This is a genomic window from Pseudomonas sp. W5-36 (assembly GCF_046540455.1).
Classification (GTDB): Bacteria; Pseudomonadota; Gammaproteobacteria; order Pseudomonadales; family Pseudomonadaceae; genus Aquipseudomonas; species Aquipseudomonas graminis_B.
In genome coordinates this window covers 70,829-91,692 of sequence record NZ_JAXCIQ010000017.1, presented here as the reverse complement: position 1 = coordinate 91,692, position 20,864 = coordinate 70,829, and the positions used below count along the sequence as shown (strand labels likewise).

Sequence of the window (20,864 nt, the reverse complement as noted above, 5' to 3'; positions counted from 1 at the left end):
AACATCCAGGCGGCCTGACACCCTCAGGCCGTTTTTTATGGGTACGTCAGCACCTTATTCCAAGTAAGCACTAGGTAAATTGCCGGTAAAGCCCCTTTGCCTTGCCGGACTCTATGCTTATTGTTCAGCCTCCCGAAGACGCTCACGCGCACACTGGTTGATTTATCCATGCAATTGTCTGGCCCCCGTAATTCCCGTCGCTGGCTGATGAGCCTGTTGGTTCTGTTGATCGTCGCTGGCCTGTGCTGGCGCTTCTGGCCGGGATCCGCGTCGCAACCGAACGCCACGGCGCAGAAAGGCGATCAGGCCCAGGCCAGCGCAAGCCGCAGCGGCGGCAACGGCAAGGCGGTGGCCAAGCGTCCCGGGTTCGGCGGCTCCACCGCCCCGGTACCGGTGCGGGTCGCAGTCGCGAACACCGGCGACTTCCCCATCTACTACAAAGCCCTTGGCACTGTGACCGCGCTGAACACGATCAACGTGCGCAGCCGCGTGGCAGGCGAATTGATGAAGATCAATTTCCAGGAAGGCCAACAGGTCAAGGCCGGCGATTTGCTGGCGGTGATCGACCCGCGCAGCTACCAGATCGCGCTGCAACAGGCGGAAGGCACGCTGATGCAGAACCAGGCGCTGCTCAAGAATGCTCAACTCGACGTACAGCGTTATCGGGGCCTGTACAAAGAAGACAGCATCGCCAAGCAAACCCTGGACACCGCCGAATCCCTGGTCGGCCAGTACCAGGGGACGATCAAGACCAATCAGGCAGCCGTGGGCGACGCGAAGCTCAACCTGGAGTTCTCGCAGATCCGGGCGCCGATCTCGGGCCGCATCGGCCTGCGCCAGCTGGACGTCGGCAATCTGGTCGCTGCCAACGACACCACCGCCCTGGCGGTGATCACCCAGACCAAACCGATCACTGTCAACTTCACGCTTCCGGAAAAAGACCTCGCCGAGGTGCTGAGCCGTTACCGCAGCGGCGGCAAGTTGCCGGTCGAGGCGTGGGACCGTGGCGACCTGAAGCTCCAGGCCACCGGCGTGCTCGCCAGCATCGATAACCAGATCGACATCACCACCGGCACGTTGAAGTTCAAAGCGCGGTTTGATAACGACAACGAAGCGCTGTTCCCCAATCAGTTCGTGAACGCACGCCTTCTGGCCAATACCCTGAAAAACGTGGTGCTGGTGCCGTCGGCCGCGGTGCAGTTCGGCGTCAACGGCACCTTCGTGTACGTGATGGACGGCGACAAGACCGTGCGCATTCGCGCCCTCAAGACCGGGCCAAGCGACGAGAACTCCACGGTGATTACCGAAGGTCTGACGGCCGGCGACCGTGTGGTGCTCGAAGGCACCGACCGCCTGAAAGACGGCAGTGCGGTGGACGTGGTCAACGACAGCAAGGACGTGCCGGCCTCGCCGGGTCAGCAGTTGCAGGGCAAGCCCTCGAAGGAGCCCGGTGAGTCAGCGGGCACCGAGACCGCGAAGAAAGGCAACGTATGAACCTGTCACGCCTGTTCATCCTCAGGCCGGTCGCCACCACGCTGAGCATGCTCGCCATCGTGCTGGCCGGTCTGATCGCGTACACGCTGCTGCCGGTGTCGGCGCTGCCGCAGGTGGATTACCCGACCATTCGGGTGATGACGCTGTACCCGGGCGCGAGTCCGCAAGTGATGACCAGTGCCGTGACCGCGCCCCTTGAGCGCCAGTTCGGGCAGATGCCGGGCCTGACCCAGATGGCCTCGACCAGTTCCGGCGGGGCCTCGGTCATCACCCTGCGTTTCAGCCTCGACATCAACATGGACGTCGCCGAGCAGGAGGTGCAGGCGGCCATCAACGGCGCGACCAACCTGCTGCCGAGCGACCTGCCGGCGCCCCCGACGTATAACAAGGTCAACCCGGCCGACACGCCGGTGCTGACTTTGGCCATTACGTCGAAAACCATGCTGCTGCCCAAACTCAATGATCTGGTCGACACGCGCATGGCGCAGAAGATTGCGCAGATCAGCGGGGTGGGCATGGTCACCATCGCCGGCGGCCAGCGTCAGGCGGTGCGGATCAAGGTCAACGCCGACGCACTGGCGGCCAACGGCCTGAACCTCGCGGACGTCCGGACGCTGGTCAGCGCCTCCAACGTCAACACGCCCAAGGGTAATTTCGACGGCCCGACGCGGGTGTCGATGCTCGACGCCAATGACCAGCTCAAGTCCCCCGAGGAATACGCCAACCTGATTCTGGCGTACAACAACGGCGGCCCGCTGCGACTCAAGGACGTCGCCGAGATCGTCGACGGCGCCGAAAACGATCGCCTTGCCGCGTGGGCCAATGAGAACCAGGCCGTGCTGCTGAACATCCAGCGTCAGCCAGGCGCCAACGTGATCGACGTGGTCGACCGGATCAAGGCGCTGCTGCCCAGCATCACCGAGAATCTGCCCGCCGGGCTTGACGTCACCGTGCTCACCGACCGCACCCAGACCATCCGCGCGTCGGTCAGCGACGTGCAGCACGAGCTGATGATTTCCATCGTGCTGGTGGTGCTGGTGACCTTCCTGTTTCTGCGGCGCTTCAGCGCGACGATCATTCCCTCGGTGGCCGTACCGCTGTCGCTGATCGGCACCTTCGGCGTGATGTACCTGGCCGGCTTTTCGGTCAACAACCTGACGTTGATGGCGATGACCATTGCCACCGGTTTCGTGGTCGATGACGCCATCGTCATGCTGGAGAATATTTCCCGGCACCTGGAGGAGGGCGAGACGCCGTTGCAGGCGGCGCTCAAGGGCGCCCGGCAGATTGGTTTCACGCTGATCTCGCTGACCATCTCGCTGATTGCCGTGCTCATTCCGCTGTTGTTCATGGCCGATGTGGTCGGGCGGCTGTTCCGCGAGTTCGCCATCACCCTGGCCGTGGCGATCCTGATTTCCCTCGTGGTGTCCCTCACCCTGACGCCAATGATGTGCGCGCGCTTGCTCAAACGTGAGCCGAAAGAAGAAGAGCAGGGCCGGTTCTACCGGGCCAGTGGTGCCTGGATCGACTGGCTGGTGGCCGCCTACGGGCGCAAGTTGCAGTGGGTGCTCAAGCACCAGCCACTGACCCTGCTGGTCGCCATCGCCACCCTCGGGATTACGGTATTGCTGTATCTGGCCGTGCCCAAGGGCTTCTTTCCGGTGCAGGACACAGGCGTGATTCAGGGCATTTCCGAAGCGCCCCAGTCGGTGTCGTTCGCCTCCATGAGCCAGCGCCAGCAGGCCCTGGCGAAAATCATCCTGAAGGACCCCGCGGTCGCCAGTCTGTCGTCGTACATCGGCGTCGACGGCGACAATGCGACCCTCAACAGCGGTCGCATGCTGATCAACCTCAAACCCCACAGCGAGCGGGATGTGACGGCGTCCGAAGTGATCCAGCGCCTGCAGCCCGAAGTCGATCAGCTGTCGGACATCCGCCTGTTCATGCAGCCGGTGCAGGACCTCACCATCGAGGACCGGGTCAGCCGCACCCAGTACCAGTTCAGCATGTCCTCGCCGGACGCCGACCTGCTCAATCTGTGGAGCGGCAAACTGGTGGAGGCGCTGGCTCAGCGGCCGGAGTTGACCGATGTCGCCAGCGACTTGCAGGACAAGGGTCTGCAGGTGTTTCTCAACATCGACCGCGATGCTGCCAGTCGGCTGGGCGTGACCGTCGCCAACATCACCGACGCGCTCTATGACGCCTTCGGCCAGCGGCAGATTTCTACCATCTACACCCAGGCCAGCCAGTACCGGGTGGTGTTGCAGGCCGACTCGCGCAGTGAGCTGGGGCCCGAGGCGCTGGAACAGATTCACGTCAAGACCACCGACGGCGGGCAGGTCAAGCTGTCGAGTCTGGCCCGGGTCGAGCAGCGTCAGGCGCAACTGGCGATTGCCCATATCGGGCAGTTTCCGGCGGTGATGATGTCGTTCAACCTGGCGCCGGGCGTCGCGCTGGGCAAGGCCGTGGAAGTCATCGAGCAGGTGCAGAAAGACATCGGCATGCCGATCGGCGTGCAGACGGAATTCCAGGGCGCAGCCGAAGCCTTCCAGGCCTCGCTGTCCAGCACGCTGCTGCTGGTGCTGGCGGCGGTGATCACCATGTACATCGTGCTGGGCGTGCTCTATGAGAGCTACATCCACCCGATCACCATTCTGTCGACCCTGCCGTCGGCGGCCATCGGTGCGCTGCTGGCGCTGATCCTCAGCGGCAATGACCTGGGCATGATCGCCATCATCGGCATCATCCTGCTGATCGGCATCGTCAAGAAGAACGCGATCATGATGATCGACTTCGCCCTCGACGCCGAACGCAACCGCGGCATCGACCCGGAGACCGCGATCTACGAAGCGGCCCTGCTGCGTTTCCGCCCGATTCTGATGACTACCCTGGCGGCACTGTTCGGCGCGATCCCGCTGATGTTCGCCTCGGGCTCCGGGGCCGAGCTGCGCCAGCCCCTGGGTCTGGTGATGGTCGGCGGCTTGCTGGTTAGCCAGGTCCTGACGCTGTTCACCACGCCGGTCATCTATTTGTACTTTGATCGGTTGGGGCGCCGGTTTGCGCGGCAGCCCAAGACCGAGGCGGCGCTATGACCGGCAGCCACAAGCTTCAAGCGGCAAGCTACAAGAGTGGAGTTCGCCGCAGATTCACTTGCAGCTTGAAGCTCGCCGCTTGGAGCTCCCGCCCATGAATCTGTCCGGGCCCTTCATCAAACGCCCCGTAGCGACCATGCTCTTGAGCCTGGCAATCATGCTGCTGGGCGGGATGAGCTTCGGTCTGCTGCCGGTGTCGCCGCTGCCGAACATGGATTTTCCGGTGATCGTGGTCAGCGCTTCGTTGCCCGGCGCCAGCCCGGAAATCATGGCGTCGAGCGTGGCGACGCCGCTGGAGCGCTCCCTCGGGGTGATCGCCGGGGTCAATACCATGAGCAGCCGATCGAGTCAGGGCTCGACGCGGATCATTCTGCAGTTCGACATGGACCGCGACATCAACGGTGCTGCCCGGGAAGTGCAGGCGGCCATCAATGCGTCGCGCAGCCTGCTGCCCAGCGGGATGCGCAGCATGCCGACCTACAAGAAGGTCAACCCGTCCCAGGCGCCGATCATGGTGCTGTCGCTGACCTCCGACGTGCTGGAGAAGGGCGAGCTGTACGACATGGCGTCGACGATCCTTTCCCAGAGCCTGTCCCAGGTGAACGGCGTCGGCGAAGTGCAGATCGGCGGCAGCTCGCTGCCCGCCGTGCGCGTGGAGCTGGAGCCCAAGCTGCTGTCCCAGTACGGCGTGTCGCTGGACGAAGTGCGCACGACCATTTCCAATTCCAATGTGCGCCGCCCGAAAGGCTCGGTGGAGAACAGCGAGCACAACTGGCAGGTGCAGGCCAACGACCAGCTGGAGAAGGCCAAGGATTACGAATCGCTGATCATCCATTACGCCAACGGCGCGGCGTTGCGGCTCAAAGATGTGGCCAAGGTCAAGGATTCGGTGGAAGACCGCTACAACAGCGGCTTCTTCAATGACAAGGCCGCCGTGCTGCTGGTGATCAACCGCCAGGCCGGCGCCAACATCATCGAAACCGTAGCGGCGATCAAAGCGCAGTTGCCAGCGTTGCAGGCCGTGCTGCCCGCCAGCGTCAAGCTCGACCTGGCCATGGACCGCTCGCCGGTGATCAAGGCCACCCTGCACGAAGCCGAAATGACCCTGCTGATCGCCGTGGTGCTGGTGATTCTGGTGGTGTTCCTGTTTCTCGGGAATTTCCGTGCCTCGCTGATCCCGACCCTGGCCGTGCCGGTGTCGCTGGTGGGCACCTTCGCGATCATGTACCTGTACGGGTTCTCGCTGAACAACCTGTCGCTGATGGCGCTGATTCTCGCCACCGGTCTGGTGGTCGACGATGCCATTGTGGTGCTGGAGAACATTTCCCGGCACATCGACGACGGCGTGCCGCCCATGGAGGCGGCTTATCTCGGCGCCAAGGAAGTCGGCTTTACGCTGCTGTCGATGAACGTGTCGCTGGTGGCGGTGTTCATCTCGATCCTGTTCATGGGCGGGCTGGTGGAGAGTCTGTTCCGCGAGTTTTCCATCACCTTGTCGGTGTCCATCGTCGTTTCCCTGGTGGTTTCGCTGACCCTGACGCCGATGCTGTGCGCGCGCTGGCTCAAGCCCCATGTGCCGGGCTCGGAAAACCGCCTGCAGCGCTGGAGTCAGCGGGTCAACGACCGCATGGTTGCCGGTTATGACCGCAGCCTGCGCTGGGTGCTCCGCCATCGGCGCCTGACCCTGCTGACGCTGCTGCTGACCATCGTCGGCAACATCGCCCTGTACGTCGTGGTGCCCAAGACCTTCCTGCCGCAGCAGGACACCGGCCAATTGATGGGGTTTGTACGGGGGGATGACGGCCTGTCGTTCTCAGTGATGCAGCCGAAGATGGACACGTTTCGCTCGGCGATCCTCAAGGACCCGGCCGTGGAGAGCGTCGCGGGCTTCATTGGCGGCAACGGCGGCACCGGCAACGCGTTCATCATCGTGCGCCTGAAGCCGATCAAGGAACGCAACATCGGCGCCATGGAAGTGGTCGAGCGGCTGCGCAAGGAAATGCCGCTGGTGCCGGGCGGGCGCCTGTTCCTCCAGCCGGATCAGGACCTTCAACTGGGCGGCGGCCGCGAGCAGACCACCTCGCAATACCAGTACATCCTGCAAAGTGGCGACCTGGAAACCCTGCGCCTGTGGTATCCGAAGGTCGTCGCGGCACTGAAGTCGCTCAAGGAGCTGACTGCCATCGACGCTAACGATGGCGGCGGCACCCAGCAGGTGACGCTGATCGTCGACCGCGATGCGGCCAAGCGCCTGGGCATCGACATGAACATGGTCACCACCGTGTTGAACAACGCCTACAGCCAGCGTCAGGTGTCGACCATCTATGACCCCCTGAACCAGTATCAGGTGGTCATGGAGGTCAACCCGAAATACGCCCTCGACCCGACCACCCTGGAGCAGGTCCAGGTGATCACTGCCGACGGCGCGCGGGTGCCGCTGTCGACCATTGCCCGTTACGAGCGCAGCCTGGAAGACGACCGGGTCAGCCACGACGGTCAGTTCGCCTCGGAAAACATCTCCTTTGACCTGTCCGACGGCATCACCCTCGACCAGGCCAACGCCGCCATTGAACGCGCCGTCGCGGCGGTGGGCCTGCCCGAGGACGTGATCGCCAAGATGGCCGGGACCTCCGACGCTTTCGCCGCCACCCAGAAGAGCCAGCCGTGGATGATCCTTGGCGCGCTGGTGGCGGTGTACCTGGTGCTGGGCATTCTCTACGAAAGCTACATCCACCCACTGACCATTTTGTCGACGCTGCCCTCGGCGGGGGTCGGCGCGCTGTTGAGCATCTACCTCACCGGCGGGCAATTCAGCCTGATCTCGCTGTTGGGGCTGTTCCTGCTGATCGGCGTGGTGAAAAAGAACGCGATTCTGATGATCGACCTCGCCCTGCAGCTTGAGCGCCAGGGCGGCATGACCCCGGTGGAATCCATTCGCAACGCCTGCCTGCAGCGCCTGCGACCGATCCTGATGACCACGCTGGCGGCGATTCTCGGCGCCGTGCCGTTGCTGCTGAGCAGCGCCGAAGGGGCGGAAATGCGTCGGCCACTGGGCCTGACCATCATCGGCGGCCTGATCCTCAGCCAGATCCTCACGCTGTACACCACGCCCGTGGTTTACCTTTATCTCGACCGTCTGCGCCATCGTTTCAACCAATGGCGCGGTGTGCAGACGGATGCTGCCCTGGACACTCCGCTATGAACGACTCGATGAAAGCGCCTGGCCCACAGCGGACGTTGCCGTTTCACAGGACCTTCGGCGTTGCCTTGTGCGCGCTGCTGCTCAGTGCCTGCGCCGTCGGCCCGGATTACAAGACACCGGACATGCCGACCCCGGCGCACTTCAAGCAGGCCGAAGGCTGGACCCAGGCCAACCCGAGCGATGCGATGGCGCGCGGCGCGTGGTGGGAAATCTACGGCGACGCCCAGCTCAACGCGCTGGTGGAAACACTCAATACGTCCAACCAGACCGTGGCGCAGTACGAGGCGCAGTACCGGCAGGCCGCCGCCCTGGTGCGCAGTGCGCGGGGTGCGTTTTTCCCGACGCTGGACCTGACCACCAGCAAGAACCGCTCGAGCCAGGGCACCGGCAGTAGCAGTTCCAGCCTGAGCAGTTCCAGCAGCGGCATTCGCGACACCTACAACGCGCAACTGGGCGTGAGCTGGGAGGCCGACGTGTGGGGCAAGTTGCGCCGCGGGCTGGAAGCCGACAAGGCCAGCGCCCAGGCCAGCCTCGCCGATCTGGCGTCGATGCGCCTGAGCCTGCAATCGCAGCTGGTGCAGAACTACCTGCAACTGCGGGTGATCGATGAGCAGAAGCGTTTGCTCGAAGCGACCGTCGACGCCTATCAGCGCTCGCTCACCATGACCCAGAACCAATACCGCGCCGGGATTTCCGGCCGCGATGCCACGGCCCAGGCGCAGACGCAACTCAAGAGCACCCAGGCCGACCTGATCGACCTTCAATGGCAGCGCGCCCAGTTCGAAAACGCGATTGCCGTGCTGATGGGGCAGGCGCCGGCGGACTTCAGCCTAGCGGCGACCACCTCGATTCCGGCGGTGCCGCAGATTCCGGCGCAGCTGCCGTCGCAATTGCTCGAACGCCGCCCGGACATCGCCGCAGCCGAGCGATCGGTGATGACCGCCAACGCCAATATCGGCGTGGCCAAGGCCGCGTATTACCCGGACCTGACCCTGAGCATGAGCGGCGGCTACAGCAGCAGCACCGTCAGCAACTGGATTTCCCTGCCCAACCGCTTCTGGTCGGTCGGCCCGCAATTGGCGATGACCCTCTTCGACGGTGGCCAGCGTGCGGCCGAAGTGGACCGCACCGAAGCGGTCTACGACCAGACCGTCGCCCAGTACCGCCAGACCGTGCTCGACGGCTTCAAGGAAGTCGAAGACTACATGGCCCAGTTGCGCGTTTATGAGCAGGAATCCGGGGTGCGCGACGAGGCGCTGCAATCGGCGCGCGACTCCCTGCGCCTGACCAACAACCAGTACAAGGCCGGGCTGATCGGCTACCTGGACGTGGTCAACGTGCAGACCACCGCGCTGAGCAACGAACGCAGTGTGCTGAATGTGCTGGAAAGCCGGTTGGTTGCCAGCGCCCAATTGATCGCGGCATTGGGCGGCGGTTGGGACGCTGCCACCGGGCTGAAAGCGGGCGCCGAAGTCTCCGACCGCTGATGTGAATTAAATAGCGATGTGCCACCTTCGCAACGGAGTGACGGGACTTTCACAGGAATTTCGGTACAATCGCGGCCGAATTGATCAGGGCTGAAAGGCCGCACTCCGTTGAGCCAAGAGCCAGCCATGTTGATCGGCCATTACACCAATTCGCTGGTTCTGATTTCAGTCCTCGTAGCGATTCTCGCGTCTTACACGACCCTTGATCTGGCCGGGCGCATTGCGTCGGCCCGCGGTCGGGCGAGGATGCTGTGGGTGTGCGGCGGCGCGCTCTCCATGGGCATCGGCATCTGGTCGATGCACTTCATCGGCATGCTTGCGTTCACGCTGCCCATCGAGCTGGCGTACGACATACCGCTGACACTGCTCTCGTTGCTGATGACCATTTTCTCCTCGGGTTTTGCCTTGTGGCTGGTCAGTCACGACCGCGTCCCGTTGTCGAATATGCTGTTCGGCGCACTGGTCATGGGCCTGGGCAGCTGCGCCATGCATTACACCGGCATGGCGGCGATGCGCATGCAGCCGGGCATAGACTACGACCCCACCTTGTTCGGGTTGTCGTTGGTCATTGCCGTCACCGCGTCCGCCGTCGCGCTGAGCATCGCCGTGCGGCTGCGCAAGGAAACCCCTTACGTTCGCCTGGCACGCGGGGGCGCGGCGGTGGTCATGGGGTTTGCGATCCTGGGCATGCACTACACCGCCATGACCGCCGCCAACTTTCCACAGGGCAGTTTCTGCGGCGCGCTTTCCAATGGCCTGCGCACCGACGGTCTGGACAAGGTGGTCCTGGTCACCAGTCTGGCGGTGCTGGGCATCACCTTGCTGACGTCGGTGCTGGACGCGCGCATGGCGGCGCGTACCGCCCAACTGTCACTGTCGTTGAAAGAGGCCAACCGCGAGCTCACGCAACTGGCCCTGCACGACAACCTGACCGGGCTCCCCAACCGCATGTTGCTGGCCGATCGTATCGATCAGGCCATGCGCAAGGTCGATGCCCAGGGCGGCATGTTCGCCCTGATGTTTCTGGATCTGGATGGCTTCAAACCGGTGAACGATGCGTTCGGCCATCACGTCGGCGACCAGCTCTTGCGGGCCGTGGCCTTCCGATTGCGCGAGAACTTCCATCGCCATGACACCCTGGCGCGCATCGGCGGCGATGAATTCGTGTTGCTGGTCGAACTCGACGATGGCGAAGAGGCGGTCAGCGTGGCGTCGCGTCAGGTCTCGCTGGTGAACCAGCCGTTCAGCGTGCAGGAACACGATCTGCAGGTGACAGTGAGCATCGGCATCAGCCTGTACCCGGGGAACGGCCGAACCCAGCAGGAATTGCTGATGAACGCCGACGCCGCGATGTACCACGCCAAGAACGCCGGCAAGAACGGCTACAGCTTCTTCGACGCGTCGATGAACACCAATGCGCGCAACAAGCTGCAGTTGCAGCAGGACCTGCGCCTTGCGCTGCGTGACGGGCAATTCTGCCTGCATTACCAGCCCAAGTTCAGCACAAGCTCCCACCGGCCGGTCGGTGCCGAAGCACTGTTGCGCTGGAACCATCCGCAGCTCGGGCTGCTGATGCCGGATACCTTCATCGGTCTGGCGGAAAAAACCGGCTTGATCATTCCGGTCGGCGAATGGGTAATGAGCGAGGCGTGCCGGCAGATGAAGTGCTGGTACGACGCCGGCAACACTGACTGGCGCGTTGCCGTGAACCTGTCGGCATTGCAATTCAGCCATGTCGGGCTGATCGAAGCCGTCGCGGATGCATTGACGACCCACGGGCTGCCGGCCAACTGCCTGACCCTGGAAATCACCGAAACCACCGCCATGAGCGATGCCGACGCGAGCATGACCGTGCTGCGCAAGCTCTCGGACATGGACGTGGACCTGTCCATCGACGACTTCGGCACCGGCTTCTCCAGCCTGATGTACCTCAAACGCCTGCCGGCCAACGAATTGAAAATCGACCGCGGTTTCGTGCGCGACCTGGAGCCCGACAGCGACGTTGCGGCCATCGTGTCGGCGATCGTTGCGCTGGGTCAGGCGCTGAACCTGCGCATCGTTGCCGAAGGGGTCGAGACCGCCAGCCAACAGAGTTTCCTGACGCGGCTGGGCTGCGACGCGTTGCAGGGCAACCTGCTGGGTTCTCCATTGCCGGCCGAGGGTTTCATGGCTGACATTGAAGCTGCCCGGCGTCGTGTCCGCGAAATCACCGATTGAGTGTTAACACCCACCCCACCTCCACGCATTGATCGACTGGGAACGTTTATGGATAAAAATCTCCTCATCACCGGCGGCTCCCGGGGTATCGGGGCCGCCACGGCGGTGCTGGCCGCAGCGCAGGGATATCGCGTGTGCATCAACTATCTGTCCGATCATGCTTCGGCCGAGCGGTTGTGCGGGCAGATTCGCGAGGCGGGCGGGCATGCCATTGCGGTACAGGCGGACGTCAGCAACGAGGATGAGATCATTCGTCTTTTTGCCCGGATCGATGCCGACATGGGCCGAATCACTGCGCTGGTCAACAACGCCGGCACGGTGGGCGAGGCTTCGCGGCTGGACACGATGTCCGAGTTTCGTCTGCTGAAGATCATGATGAGCAACGTGGTCGGGCCCATGCTCTGCAGCAAGCACGCTTTGCTGCGCATGTTGCCCCGTCACGGCGGGCGCGGCGGCAGCATCGTCAATGTGTCGTCCGTGGCGGCACGGCTTGGATCACCCGGTGAATACGTCGACTACGCGGCGTCCAAGGGCGCCCTGGACACCTTCACCGTCGGGCTGGCCAAGGAAGTGGCGGGCGAGGGGGTGCGGGTCAACGCCGTGCGCCCCGGTTACATCTTCACCGAATTCCACGCCCTGAGCGGCGACCCTCACCGCGTCAGCAAGCTGGAACCGACCATCCCCATGGGCCGTGGCGGACTGGCCGATGAAGTGGCGGAAGCGATTCTGTGGCTGCTGTCGGACAAGGCGTCCTATTCAACGGGGTCGTTCATTGATCTGGGCGGCGGTCGGTAGTCACCGCTGAATGTGCCGCCGTCTTCCCGGCTGAAGCCGGTCCTACATCCGCGTTCACAGTCAATTCCGCTGACTGCACGGGGTCCCTTGTAGGACCGGCTTTAGCCGGGAAGGGGCCAGTCGTGGCACTTAAGATTTGCAGCGCTGCCCCTTCGCCCGGCACTTTTTAACCCCTCATCGAGCGAATGATCTTCCCCAGTGTCTCCATCGCCCGCTCGGGCGATTCACCCCACGGGCTGCCGTAGTTCAGGCGGATGAAGGGCTGGAAGCGCCGCGTTGGCGAAAACATCGGGCCGGGGGCGATGCTGATGCCCTGAGCGAGGGCGGCCTGGAACACTTTCAGCGAATCGATCTGTTCCGGCAGCTCCACCCACAGGAAATACCCGCCGGTGGGCTGGCTGACGCGGGTCTGCGCGGGGAAATACCGGGCGATGGCGCCGAGCATGGCACGCTGCTGATCTTCCAGGCTGTGGCGCAACTTGCGCAGGTGCCGGTCGTAGCCACCGTGTTGCAGGTAATCGGCGATGGCGGCTTGGGCCGGCATCGAGGCGCACAGCGAGGTCATGATCTTCAGCCGCTCGACCTTCTGCGCATAACGCCCGGCAGCGACCCAGCCCACCCGATACCCGGGCGCCAGGCTCTTGGCGAACGAGCCGCAATGCAGGACCAGGCCTTCGGTGTCGAACGCCTTCGCCGGTTTCGGCGCGTACTGGCCGTAATACAGCTCGGCGTACACGTCATCCTCGATCAGCGGCACCTCATGCTTGCGCAGCAGCTGCACCAGCTCCCGTTTGCGCGCCTCTGGCACCGTCGCGCCGGTGGGGTTCTGGAAGCTGGTCATGCTCCAGCAGGCCTTGATCGGGTAACGCTCGAGCGCCTGCTCAAGCACCGCCAGGTCAATGCCCTGTTGCGGGTGCACCGGGATTTCCACCGCCTTGAGCTTCAGCCGTTCGAGCACCTGCAGGCAGGCGTAGAACGCCGGTGCCTCGATGGCCACCAGATCACCGGGCTCGGTCACCGCTTGCAGGCACAGGTTCAGGGCTTCAAGGGCGCCGTTGGTGATCAGCAGCTCGTCCATGGGCAGCATCTGTCCGGCGACCATGTAACGCAGGGCGATCTGCCGGCGCAGGGCTGGATTGCCGGGCGAGAGGTCGCTGACGACCATGCGCGGGTCCATGTCGCGGGTGGCACTGGCGAAGGAGCGGGCCATGCGCTGCAACGGGAACAGCGCGGCGCTGGGGAAGGCGGAGCCGAATGGCACGGTGTTCGGGTCCTTGATCGATTCCAGCACCGAGAACACCAGTTCGCTGACGTCGACTTCGGTGGATTCGCTCAGCTGTGGCGCGGGGCGCGCATCCTGCTCGATGGCGTTGTCACTCAGGCCTTGCAGGCGAATGCTGTCGTTGACGAAGTAGCCGGAGCGCGGCCGCGCCCGGATCAGGCCTCGACGTTCCAGCAAGTAGTAGGCCTGGAACACCGTCGACGGACTGATGCCGTGGGTTTGGCTGGCGTAGCGCACCGACGGCACACGCTGCCCCGCAGCAAGCACCCCGGTGCGGATCAGCTCGGCAATGTCATCGGCAAACTTTTCATAACGCTTCATGGCGGGGCTCGTGCTGAGGGGCGTCTGGGGCGCAGCCGCCAGTGGGTGGCTGGCGGGAAGGGCGGGTGACCCGGTGCAGGCGGAATATGCGCGTCGTCTGCGAATTAGTACAGATGCAGATATGCCCCCGAGAACCGGATCAGGGGTGAGGGTCGTCGGGCACCTCCCGCACTCTCGGCCCCTGCTGCGGTCCATACGGCACTGACGCTGAATGAGGGGAATGCACTGATGAATGCCTGGTGGGAAGAAGTGGTGGAAACACTGCAGGCCGAGTTTTCTGACATCACCGATGCCGGGCAGATCACCCGCGTGACCATACGCCTGGTGATTGCGGCGCTGCTGGGCGGGATTCTGGGTTTCGAGCGGGAACACAAAGGCAAGGCGGCCGGGGTTCGAACTCACATGCTGGTGTGCATGGGCGCTGCGCTGTTTGTGCTGGTGCCGCGTATGGCCGGTGCCGACGACGCTGCACTCAGCCGGGTGGTGCAGGGCATTGTAGCGGGGATCGGCTTTCTCGGCGCCGGGACCATCCTCAAGGGCGATGCGCTCAACGCGACGCAAGTGAAGGGCCTGACTACGGCAGCCGGTCTGTGGATGACGGCGGCGATCGGTATCGCGGCGGGAATGGGCAGGGAGATGACGGCGGTGCTGAGTACGGTGCTTGCGTTGGGCATTTTCAGTCTGATGCCGCGAATTGTGAGGCGCTTTGAATCGCCGGAAGAGCGCGCCAGGGACCCGGCTCGCAGCACAGGTGGCGAAGCGCAGGAGCCGTGAGCCTGGGGTCATTCGGCAACATCGGTGGTGGGGCTGCTGACGCGTTCCCGGCTGAATCCGGTCCTACGGAAAACACGCGCAGTCGGTGCTACGGAAAACATGCGCAGTCGGTTCTACGGAAAACATGCGCAGGTAGGACCGGCTTCAGCCGGGAAGAGGCCAGTCGGCGCACCCTCGAAATCGCAGCTGGCCCGCTAAAAGCTTCCCGGCTAAAGCCGGTCCCACAAAACGTGTTGCGTCAGCAGGGACCGGCTTCCCCGGGGAGGGCCTTCAATCATTCAGGAAACTTCTCATCCAGAATCGCCGGCGGCTCGCTGCTCGGCGGGTCACCGGCCGGCGGTTCGATCACCGGGGGCATAAGCGGGGAAGGCGGCTCGTCCGGCTTGGGCACCGGCAGCTCGGGGTCATCGATGTTCGGATCGGGCGTTTCTGCGGGAACGGGAATGCTCATGGTGTTACCTTCCTTTGGTTATCGAGGCATGGGTTATCGAGGCATGCGTGAGGTTATCGAGGCAAGCGTGTCGAGCGGCTGTTCATCAACGCCGCAGCACTCCCAGGTTACGACCGCTCCCCGTTGCCAATGATTCACTGCAACCGTTGCGCTGCTGCCTTCCCGGTGCTGAGCAAAACCAGTCCGCGTGCCGTGCGCTGAGTTGATCAACCGTCACGCAAGCTCTTTGAACTTTTGCCCGAGGCTGGCGTTCGGAACCTATGCTGCCACGTCAGGATGCGTTGATCCCGTGGCTCTCTCTTATGTTATGGACAAAGACGCTGAAGCAATGGGCGCCCCACAGCGGGCGTCCCTGGGCGTGAGGAGTGATGCTCGATGAATGATACTGCTGATCAGCCGTACGGCCCGGATTCCCTGGCCAACGATGTTCTCCACTCTATCCACCCTATCCCCCTGACCCAAGCCTTGCAGCTGCCGCGGATCGTGATCGAGGACACCCAACCGGTGATCGATAACGGTCAGCTCGCTGCCAAGGCCGTTGTCGGTCAGCCGGTCACGGTCACCAGCAAAATCTATGCGGACGGCCACGACAAGATGGCCGTACGTATCGTCTACCGGGCCGCTGACGATGAAGAATGGCAGTCCGTGCCCATGCGCGAGCTGGGCAACGACAGCTGGATTGGCGAATTCACCCCGCCGACCTTCACCCGCTATATCTACCGCCTCGAAGCCTGGATCGATCAGTTCGGCAGCTACCGCTACGAGCTTGAAAAGAAGTACGCCGCGGGCGTGACGATCGACCTGGAGCTGGAAGAAGGGCGCCTGCACCTGGTGCACGCCGCCGAGCGCAGTACCCTGGAATTGCGCGGTCAGCTCGACAGCCTGATCAAGCGCCTGGGCGAGGCCACCGAAAACGAGGCCAAAGTCGCACTGCTGCTGAACAGCGAAACTGCCGCCGTCATGGCCAAGGCGGACAACCACGCGTTCCTCAGTCGGAGCCTGGAATTCCCGCTGGACGTCGAGCGTGAGCTGGCCCAGTTCGCCAGCTGGTACGAGCTGTTTCCGCGTTCGATCACCGATGACAAAAAGCGCCACGGCACCTTCAAGGACGTTCACACGCGCCTGCCGATGATCCGCGACATGGGCTTCGACGTGCTGTACTTCCCGCCGATCCACCCGATTGGCCGTGCGCACCGCAAAGGCCCGAACAACTCCCTCACCGCAGGCCCGGATGATGTGGGCAGCCCTTACGCCATCGGCAGCGCTGAAGGCGGCCATGACGCCATTCACCCGCAACTGGGCACCCGTGAAGACTTCCGCGAGCTGGTCGCCGCCGCAGCCGAGCATGGCCTGGAAATCGCCCTCGATTTCGCCATCCAGTGCTCCCAGGATCACCTGTGGCTCAAGGAGCACCCGGGCTGGTTCTCGTGGCGTCCGGACGGCACCATCCGCTATGCGGAAAACCCGCCGAAGAAATACCAGGACATCGTCAACGTCGATTTCTATGCGCCGGACGCCATTCCAGGCCTGTGGACCGAGTTGCGTGACGTGATCCTCGGCTGGGTGAAAGAGGGCGTGAAGATCTTCCGCGTCGACAACCCGCACACCAAACCGCTGCCGTTCTGGCAGTGGATGATTGCCGACGTGCGCAGCCAGCACCCGGAAGTCATGTTCCTCGCCGAAGCTTTCACCAAGCCGGCGATGATGGCGCGCCTGGGCAAGGTCGGTTATTCCCAGAGCTACACCTATTTCACCTGGCGCAATAACAAGGCCGAGCTGAGCGAGTATTTCACCCAGCTCAACGAGTCGCCGTGGCGTGAATGCTACCGGCCGAACTTCTTCGTCAACACGCCGGACATCAACCCGCCGTTCCTGCACGATTCAGGGCGCCCCGGCTTCCTGATCCGCGCGGCGCTGGCGACCATGGGTTCGGGCCTGTGGGGCATGTACTCGGGCTTCGAGCTGTGTGAATCGGCGCCGGTACCGGGCAAAGAGGAATACCTGGATTCCGAGAAGTACGAGATCCGTCCCAGGGACTTCACCGCGCCTGGCAACATCATTGCCGAGATCGCCCAGCTCAACCGCATCCGTCGCCAGAACCCGGCGCTGCAGACGCACTTGGGCCTGAAGATCTACACCGCGTACAACGACAACATCCTGTACTTCGGCAAGCGCACGGCGGATGGCAGCAACTTCATTCTGGTGGCCGTGAACCTTGACCCGCGCAACGCGCAGGAAGCGCATTTCGAACTGCCGCTGTGGGAAATGGGCCTGTCGGATGACGCCGCGACGTTGGGGGAAGACTTGATGACCGGGCATTCCTGGACCTGGTACGGCAAGACCCAGTTCATGCGTCTGGACCCGTCTTACCAGCCGTTCGGCATCTGGCGCATCAAAGCCACAAACCAATAATTCAAAGGATGTGGTCATGGCAAAGAAACCCCGCAACGCTGCCTTTATCGAAGACCCGCTCTGGTACAAGGATGCGGTGATTTACCAGGTCCACGTTAAGTCGTTTTTCGATTCCAACGACGATGGCATCGGTGACTTCCCGGGGCTGATCGCCAAGCTCGATTACATTGCCGAGCTGGGCGTCAACACCATCTGGCTGCTGCCGTTCTACCCGTCGCCCCGCCGCGACGATGGCTATGACATCTCCGAATACCGGGGTGTGCACAGCGACTACGGCACCATGGCCGATGCCAAGAAATTCATCGCCGAGGCGCACAACCGCGGCCTGCGGGTGATCACCGAGCTGGTCATCAACCACACCTCGGACCAGCACGCCTGGTTCCAGCGCGCGCGGCATGCCAAGAAAGGCTCCAAGGCGCGGGACTTCTACGTGTGGTCCGATGACCCGCAGAAATACGACGGCACCCGGATTATCTTTCTCGACACCGAGAAGTCCAACTGGACCTGGGACCCGGTCGCCGAGCAGTACTTCTGGCACCGTTTCTATTCCCACCAGCCGGACTTGAACTTCGACAATCCGCAGGTGATGAAGGCGGTCATCGAGGTTATGCGCTACTGGCTGGACATGGGCATCGACGGCCTGCGTCTGGACGCGATTCCGTACCTGATCGAGCGCGACGGCACCAACAACGAGAACCTGCCGGAGACCCACCAGGTCCTCAAGCAGATTCGCGCTGAAATCGATGCCAATTACCCCGATCGCATGCTGCTGGCCGAAGCCAACCAGTGGCCGGAAGACACCCAGCTGTACTTCGGTGATCGCAAGGGCAAGGACGGCGACGAATGCCACATGGCGTTTCACTTTCCGCTGATGCCGCGCATGTACATGGCGGTGGCCCAGGAAGACCGTTTTCCGATTACCGACATCCTCCGCCAGACCCCGGAAATTCCGGAAAACTGCCAGTGGGCGATCTTCCTGCGCAATCACGATGAACTGACGCTGGAGATGGTCACCGACCGCGAGCGTGATTACCTGTGGAATTACTACGCTTCGGACCGTCGCGCGCGGATCAACCTGGGCATCCGTCGTCGCCTGGCGCCGTTGCTGGAACGTGACCGCCGCCGCGTTGAACTGCTCAACAGCATGCTGCTGTCTATGCCCGGCACGCCGACCCTGTATTACGGCGACGAAATCGGCATGGGCGACAACATTTACCTCGGCGACCGCGACGGTGTGCGCACGCCGATGCAGTGGTCGATCGACCGCAACGGCGGCTTTTCCCGCGCCAACCCGGCGAGCCTGGTGCTGCCGCCGATCATGGACCCGCTGTACGGCTATCAGTCGGTCAATGTCGAGGCGCAGGACCATGACCCGCACTCGTTGCTGAACTGGACCCGCCGCATGCTTGCCGTGCGTCGGCAGCAGAAAGCCTTCGGCCGCGGCACCCTGAAAATGCTCTCGCCGAGCAACCGCCGCATCCTGGCCTACACCCGCGAGTACACCGGCCCGGACGGCAAGACCGAAATCATCCTGTGTGTCGCCAACGTTTCGGCCGCCTCCCAGGCCGCCGAGCTTGAACTGGCCCCGTACGCCGGGACCGTTCCGGTCGAGATGCTTGGCGGCAGCGCCTTCCCACCTATTGGCCAGCTCAATTACCTGCTGACGTTGCCGCCCTATGGCTTCTACTGGTTCTTGCTGGCCGCGGAGAATCAAATGCCCAGTTGGCACGTTGAACCGGCCCAGAGCATGCCGGACTTCCCGACCCTGGTGCTCAAGCAGCGCCTGGAAGAACTGCTCGAAGAACCCCTGCGCCAGACCATGGAGCAGCAGTCACTGTCGGTCTATCTGCCGAAACGCCGCTGGTTCGCTGGCAAAGGTACGGCCATCGACAACATCCACATCGCCTACGCCGTGCGCTTCGGCACCACGGTGCGTCCGGTGTTGCTGAGCGAAATCGAAGTCACTTCCGGCGGCGAAACGGTGCGCTACCAGTTGCCGTTCGGCCTGTTGCCGGAAGACGACATCAGCAGCGCCTTGCCGCAACAGCTGGCCCTGTCTCGCGTGCGTCGCGGCCGTCAGGTCGGTTTGATCACCGATGCCTTCACCCTTGAGCCGTTCATTCGCAGCGTCATCCGCGGCATGCAGGAAAACACCGTGCTGGCGACGCCGGATGGCGAGTTGCAATTCCAGAGCACCTCGCAACTGGCGCCGCTGGGCCTGAACGAAGACGCCGAGGTGCGCTACCTCTCGGCCGAGCAGTCCAACAGCTCAGTGGTGGTCGGCAAAAAGCTGGTGCTGAAAATGATTCGCCGTGTGGCGGCCGGTACTCACCCCGAGCTGGAAATGGGCGCGTACCTCACCGAAGCCGGTTACCCGCACATCTCGCCGCTGTTGGGCGCAGTCGTGCGCGTCGACGGGCAGGGCGAGAAGAACCTGCTGATGATCGCCCAGGGTTACCTGAGCAATCAGGGCGATGCGTGGGAATGGACCCAGAACAACCTCGAACGCGCGGTGCGTGATCACATGGCCCATGGTCAATCGGCGCTGGAGCAACAAGCCAACGCGCTGATCGAGCTGAAAGACTTCGCCGGCTTGCTGGGTCAGCGTCTGGGCGAGATGCACGTGATCCTCGGCGCGCCGACGGACAACCCGGACTTCAAGACCGAAGTGACCAGCGTCAAGGACAGCGAGGCCTCGGCGAAGAGCGTTTCGGCGCAGATCGAGCGTGCCTTGCAGCTGCTCGAACAGCACCGTGACTCTCTAGAAGCCCAGGATCAGCAGCTCATCACCGAACTGCTGGGCAAGCGCAAAGCGCTGCTGGCTCAGGTCAAAACCCTGGCGAAGCAGTCGGTCGGCGGCTTGAGGATGCGCGTCCATGGCGACCTGCACCTCGGGCAGATGCTGGTGGTGAAGGGCGATGCCTATCTGATCGACTTCGAAGGCGAGCCGGCGCGTCCCCTTCAGGAGCGTCGGGCCAAGTACAGCCCGTTCAAAGATGTCAGCGGCGTGCTGCGCTCTTTCGACTACGCTGCGGCGATGGCCATGCGCAACGCGCAGAGTGCCGACACCTCGGTGCAGGCCGACACCGCCCGCCAGCAAGTGGCCGAGACGTATTTGCTGCAGGCGCGGGAAGCCTTCCTGGAGGGCTACCGCAAGGCCACCGTCGAGGTGGGTCACGACTGGAAAGATGCCAAAGGTGAGGCGGCCGCGCTGGCGCTGTTCACCCTGGAAAAAGCCGCTTATGAAGTGGCCTACGAGGCCGAGAATCGGCCGACTTGGTTGTCGGTTCCGCTTCAAGGCTTGCGCGGGCTTCTAGACCTGTCTGATGGAGAATGA

The 20,864-nt window shown here is 63.2% G+C and carries 11 protein-coding genes; 9 read left to right on the top strand and 2 right to left on the bottom strand.

Annotation, left to right across the window (positions count from 1 at the left end; translation table 11 throughout):
* Nucleotides 1-153 precede the first annotated feature (153 nt).
* From SLW74_RS22305 to SLW74_RS22280, 6 genes are all read left to right on the top strand, one after another.
* The gene (locus SLW74_RS22305) at nt 154-1,494 is read left to right on the top strand and encodes an MdtA/MuxA family multidrug efflux RND transporter periplasmic adaptor subunit (protein WP_410930167.1); all 1,341 of its coding nucleotides are present in this window, start codon (nt 154-156) and stop codon (nt 1,492-1,494) included.
* Entirely contained in the window at nt 1,491-4,586 is a 3,096-nt protein-coding gene (locus tag SLW74_RS22300) for an MdtB/MuxB family multidrug efflux RND transporter permease subunit (protein ID WP_410930147.1), read from the top strand. The genes SLW74_RS22305 and SLW74_RS22300 overlap by 4 nt, the downstream gene beginning before the upstream one ends.
* A gap of 94 nt (nt 4,587-4,680) precedes the next feature.
* A complete protein-coding gene (locus tag SLW74_RS22295) occupies nt 4,681-7,788 on the top strand; it encodes an efflux RND transporter permease subunit (RefSeq protein ID WP_410930146.1) in 3,108 nt (1,035 codons plus the stop codon).
* An 8-nt stretch (nt 7,789-7,796) separates the two neighbouring features.
* The gene (locus tag SLW74_RS22290) at nt 7,797-9,275 is read left to right on the top strand and encodes an efflux transporter outer membrane subunit (protein WP_296306357.1); all 1,479 of its coding nucleotides are present in this window, start codon (nt 7,797-7,799) and stop codon (nt 9,273-9,275) included.
* A gap of 126 nt (nt 9,276-9,401) precedes the next feature.
* Nucleotides 9,402-11,492, top strand: coding sequence for a putative bifunctional diguanylate cyclase/phosphodiesterase (locus SLW74_RS22285; protein WP_410930145.1), 2,091 nt, complete (start codon nt 9,402-9,404; stop codon nt 11,490-11,492).
* Between the two features lie 48 nt (nt 11,493-11,540).
* The gene (locus tag SLW74_RS22280) at nt 11,541-12,287 is read left to right on the top strand and encodes an SDR family oxidoreductase (RefSeq protein WP_410930144.1); all 747 of its coding nucleotides are present in this window, start codon (nt 11,541-11,543) and stop codon (nt 12,285-12,287) included.
* A gap of 166 nt (nt 12,288-12,453) precedes the next feature.
* Here SLW74_RS22280 and mapR read toward each other — a convergent pair whose 3' ends face one another.
* A complete protein-coding gene (gene mapR / locus SLW74_RS22275) occupies nt 12,454-13,890 on the bottom strand; it encodes a GntR family transcriptional regulator MpaR (RefSeq protein WP_410930143.1) in 1,437 nt (478 codons plus the stop codon).
* A gap of 228 nt (nt 13,891-14,118) precedes the next feature.
* Here mapR and SLW74_RS22270 point away from each other — a divergent pair, with 228 nt between their 5' ends.
* The gene (locus SLW74_RS22270; RefSeq protein ID WP_065990617.1) at nt 14,119-14,664 is read left to right on the top strand and encodes an MgtC/SapB family protein; all 546 of its coding nucleotides are present in this window, start codon (nt 14,119-14,121) and stop codon (nt 14,662-14,664) included.
* Between the two features lie 274 nt (nt 14,665-14,938).
* Here SLW74_RS22270 and SLW74_RS22265 read toward each other — a convergent pair whose 3' ends face one another.
* Entirely contained in the window at nt 14,939-15,115 is a 177-nt protein-coding gene (locus tag SLW74_RS22265; protein WP_369317850.1) for a hypothetical protein, read from the bottom strand.
* A 375-nt stretch (nt 15,116-15,490) separates the two neighbouring features.
* Here SLW74_RS22265 and SLW74_RS22260 point away from each other — a divergent pair, with 375 nt between their 5' ends.
* Nucleotides 15,491-17,527, top strand: a complete 2,037-nt coding sequence (locus tag SLW74_RS22260) for an alpha-1,4-glucan--maltose-1-phosphate maltosyltransferase (RefSeq protein ID WP_410930142.1) — start codon at nt 15,491-15,493, stop codon at nt 17,525-17,527.
* A gap of 16 nt (nt 17,528-17,543) precedes the next feature.
* Nucleotides 17,544-20,864, top strand: a complete 3,321-nt coding sequence (gene treS, locus SLW74_RS22255) for a maltose alpha-D-glucosyltransferase (protein ID WP_192131744.1) — start codon at nt 17,544-17,546, stop codon at nt 20,862-20,864.

Coding starts and splice junctions, on each gene's coding strand:
- SLW74_RS22300 (WP_410930147.1), top strand. CDS start 1,491: ATGAACCTGTCACGCCTGTTCATCCTCAGGCCGGTCGCCACCACGCTG.
- SLW74_RS22295 (WP_410930146.1), top strand. CDS start 4,681: ATGAATCTGTCCGGGCCCTTCATCAAACGCCCCGTAGCGACCATGCTC.
- SLW74_RS22290 (WP_296306357.1), top strand. CDS start 7,797: ATGAAAGCGCCTGGCCCACAGCGGACGTTGCCGTTTCACAGGACCTTC.
- SLW74_RS22285 (WP_410930145.1), top strand. CDS start 9,402: ATGTTGATCGGCCATTACACCAATTCGCTGGTTCTGATTTCAGTCCTC.
- SLW74_RS22280 (WP_410930144.1), top strand. CDS start 11,541: ATGGATAAAAATCTCCTCATCACCGGCGGCTCCCGGGGTATCGGGGCC.
- mapR (WP_410930143.1), bottom strand. CDS start 13,890: ATGAAGCGTTATGAAAAGTTTGCCGATGACATTGCCGAGCTGATCCGC.
- SLW74_RS22270 (WP_065990617.1), top strand. CDS start 14,119: ATGAATGCCTGGTGGGAAGAAGTGGTGGAAACACTGCAGGCCGAGTTT.
- SLW74_RS22265 (WP_369317850.1), bottom strand. CDS start 15,115: ATGAGCATTCCCGTTCCCGCAGAAACGCCCGATCCGAACATCGATGAC.
- SLW74_RS22260 (WP_410930142.1), top strand. CDS start 15,491: ATGAATGATACTGCTGATCAGCCGTACGGCCCGGATTCCCTGGCCAAC.
- treS (WP_192131744.1), top strand. CDS start 17,544: ATGGCAAAGAAACCCCGCAACGCTGCCTTTATCGAAGACCCGCTCTGG.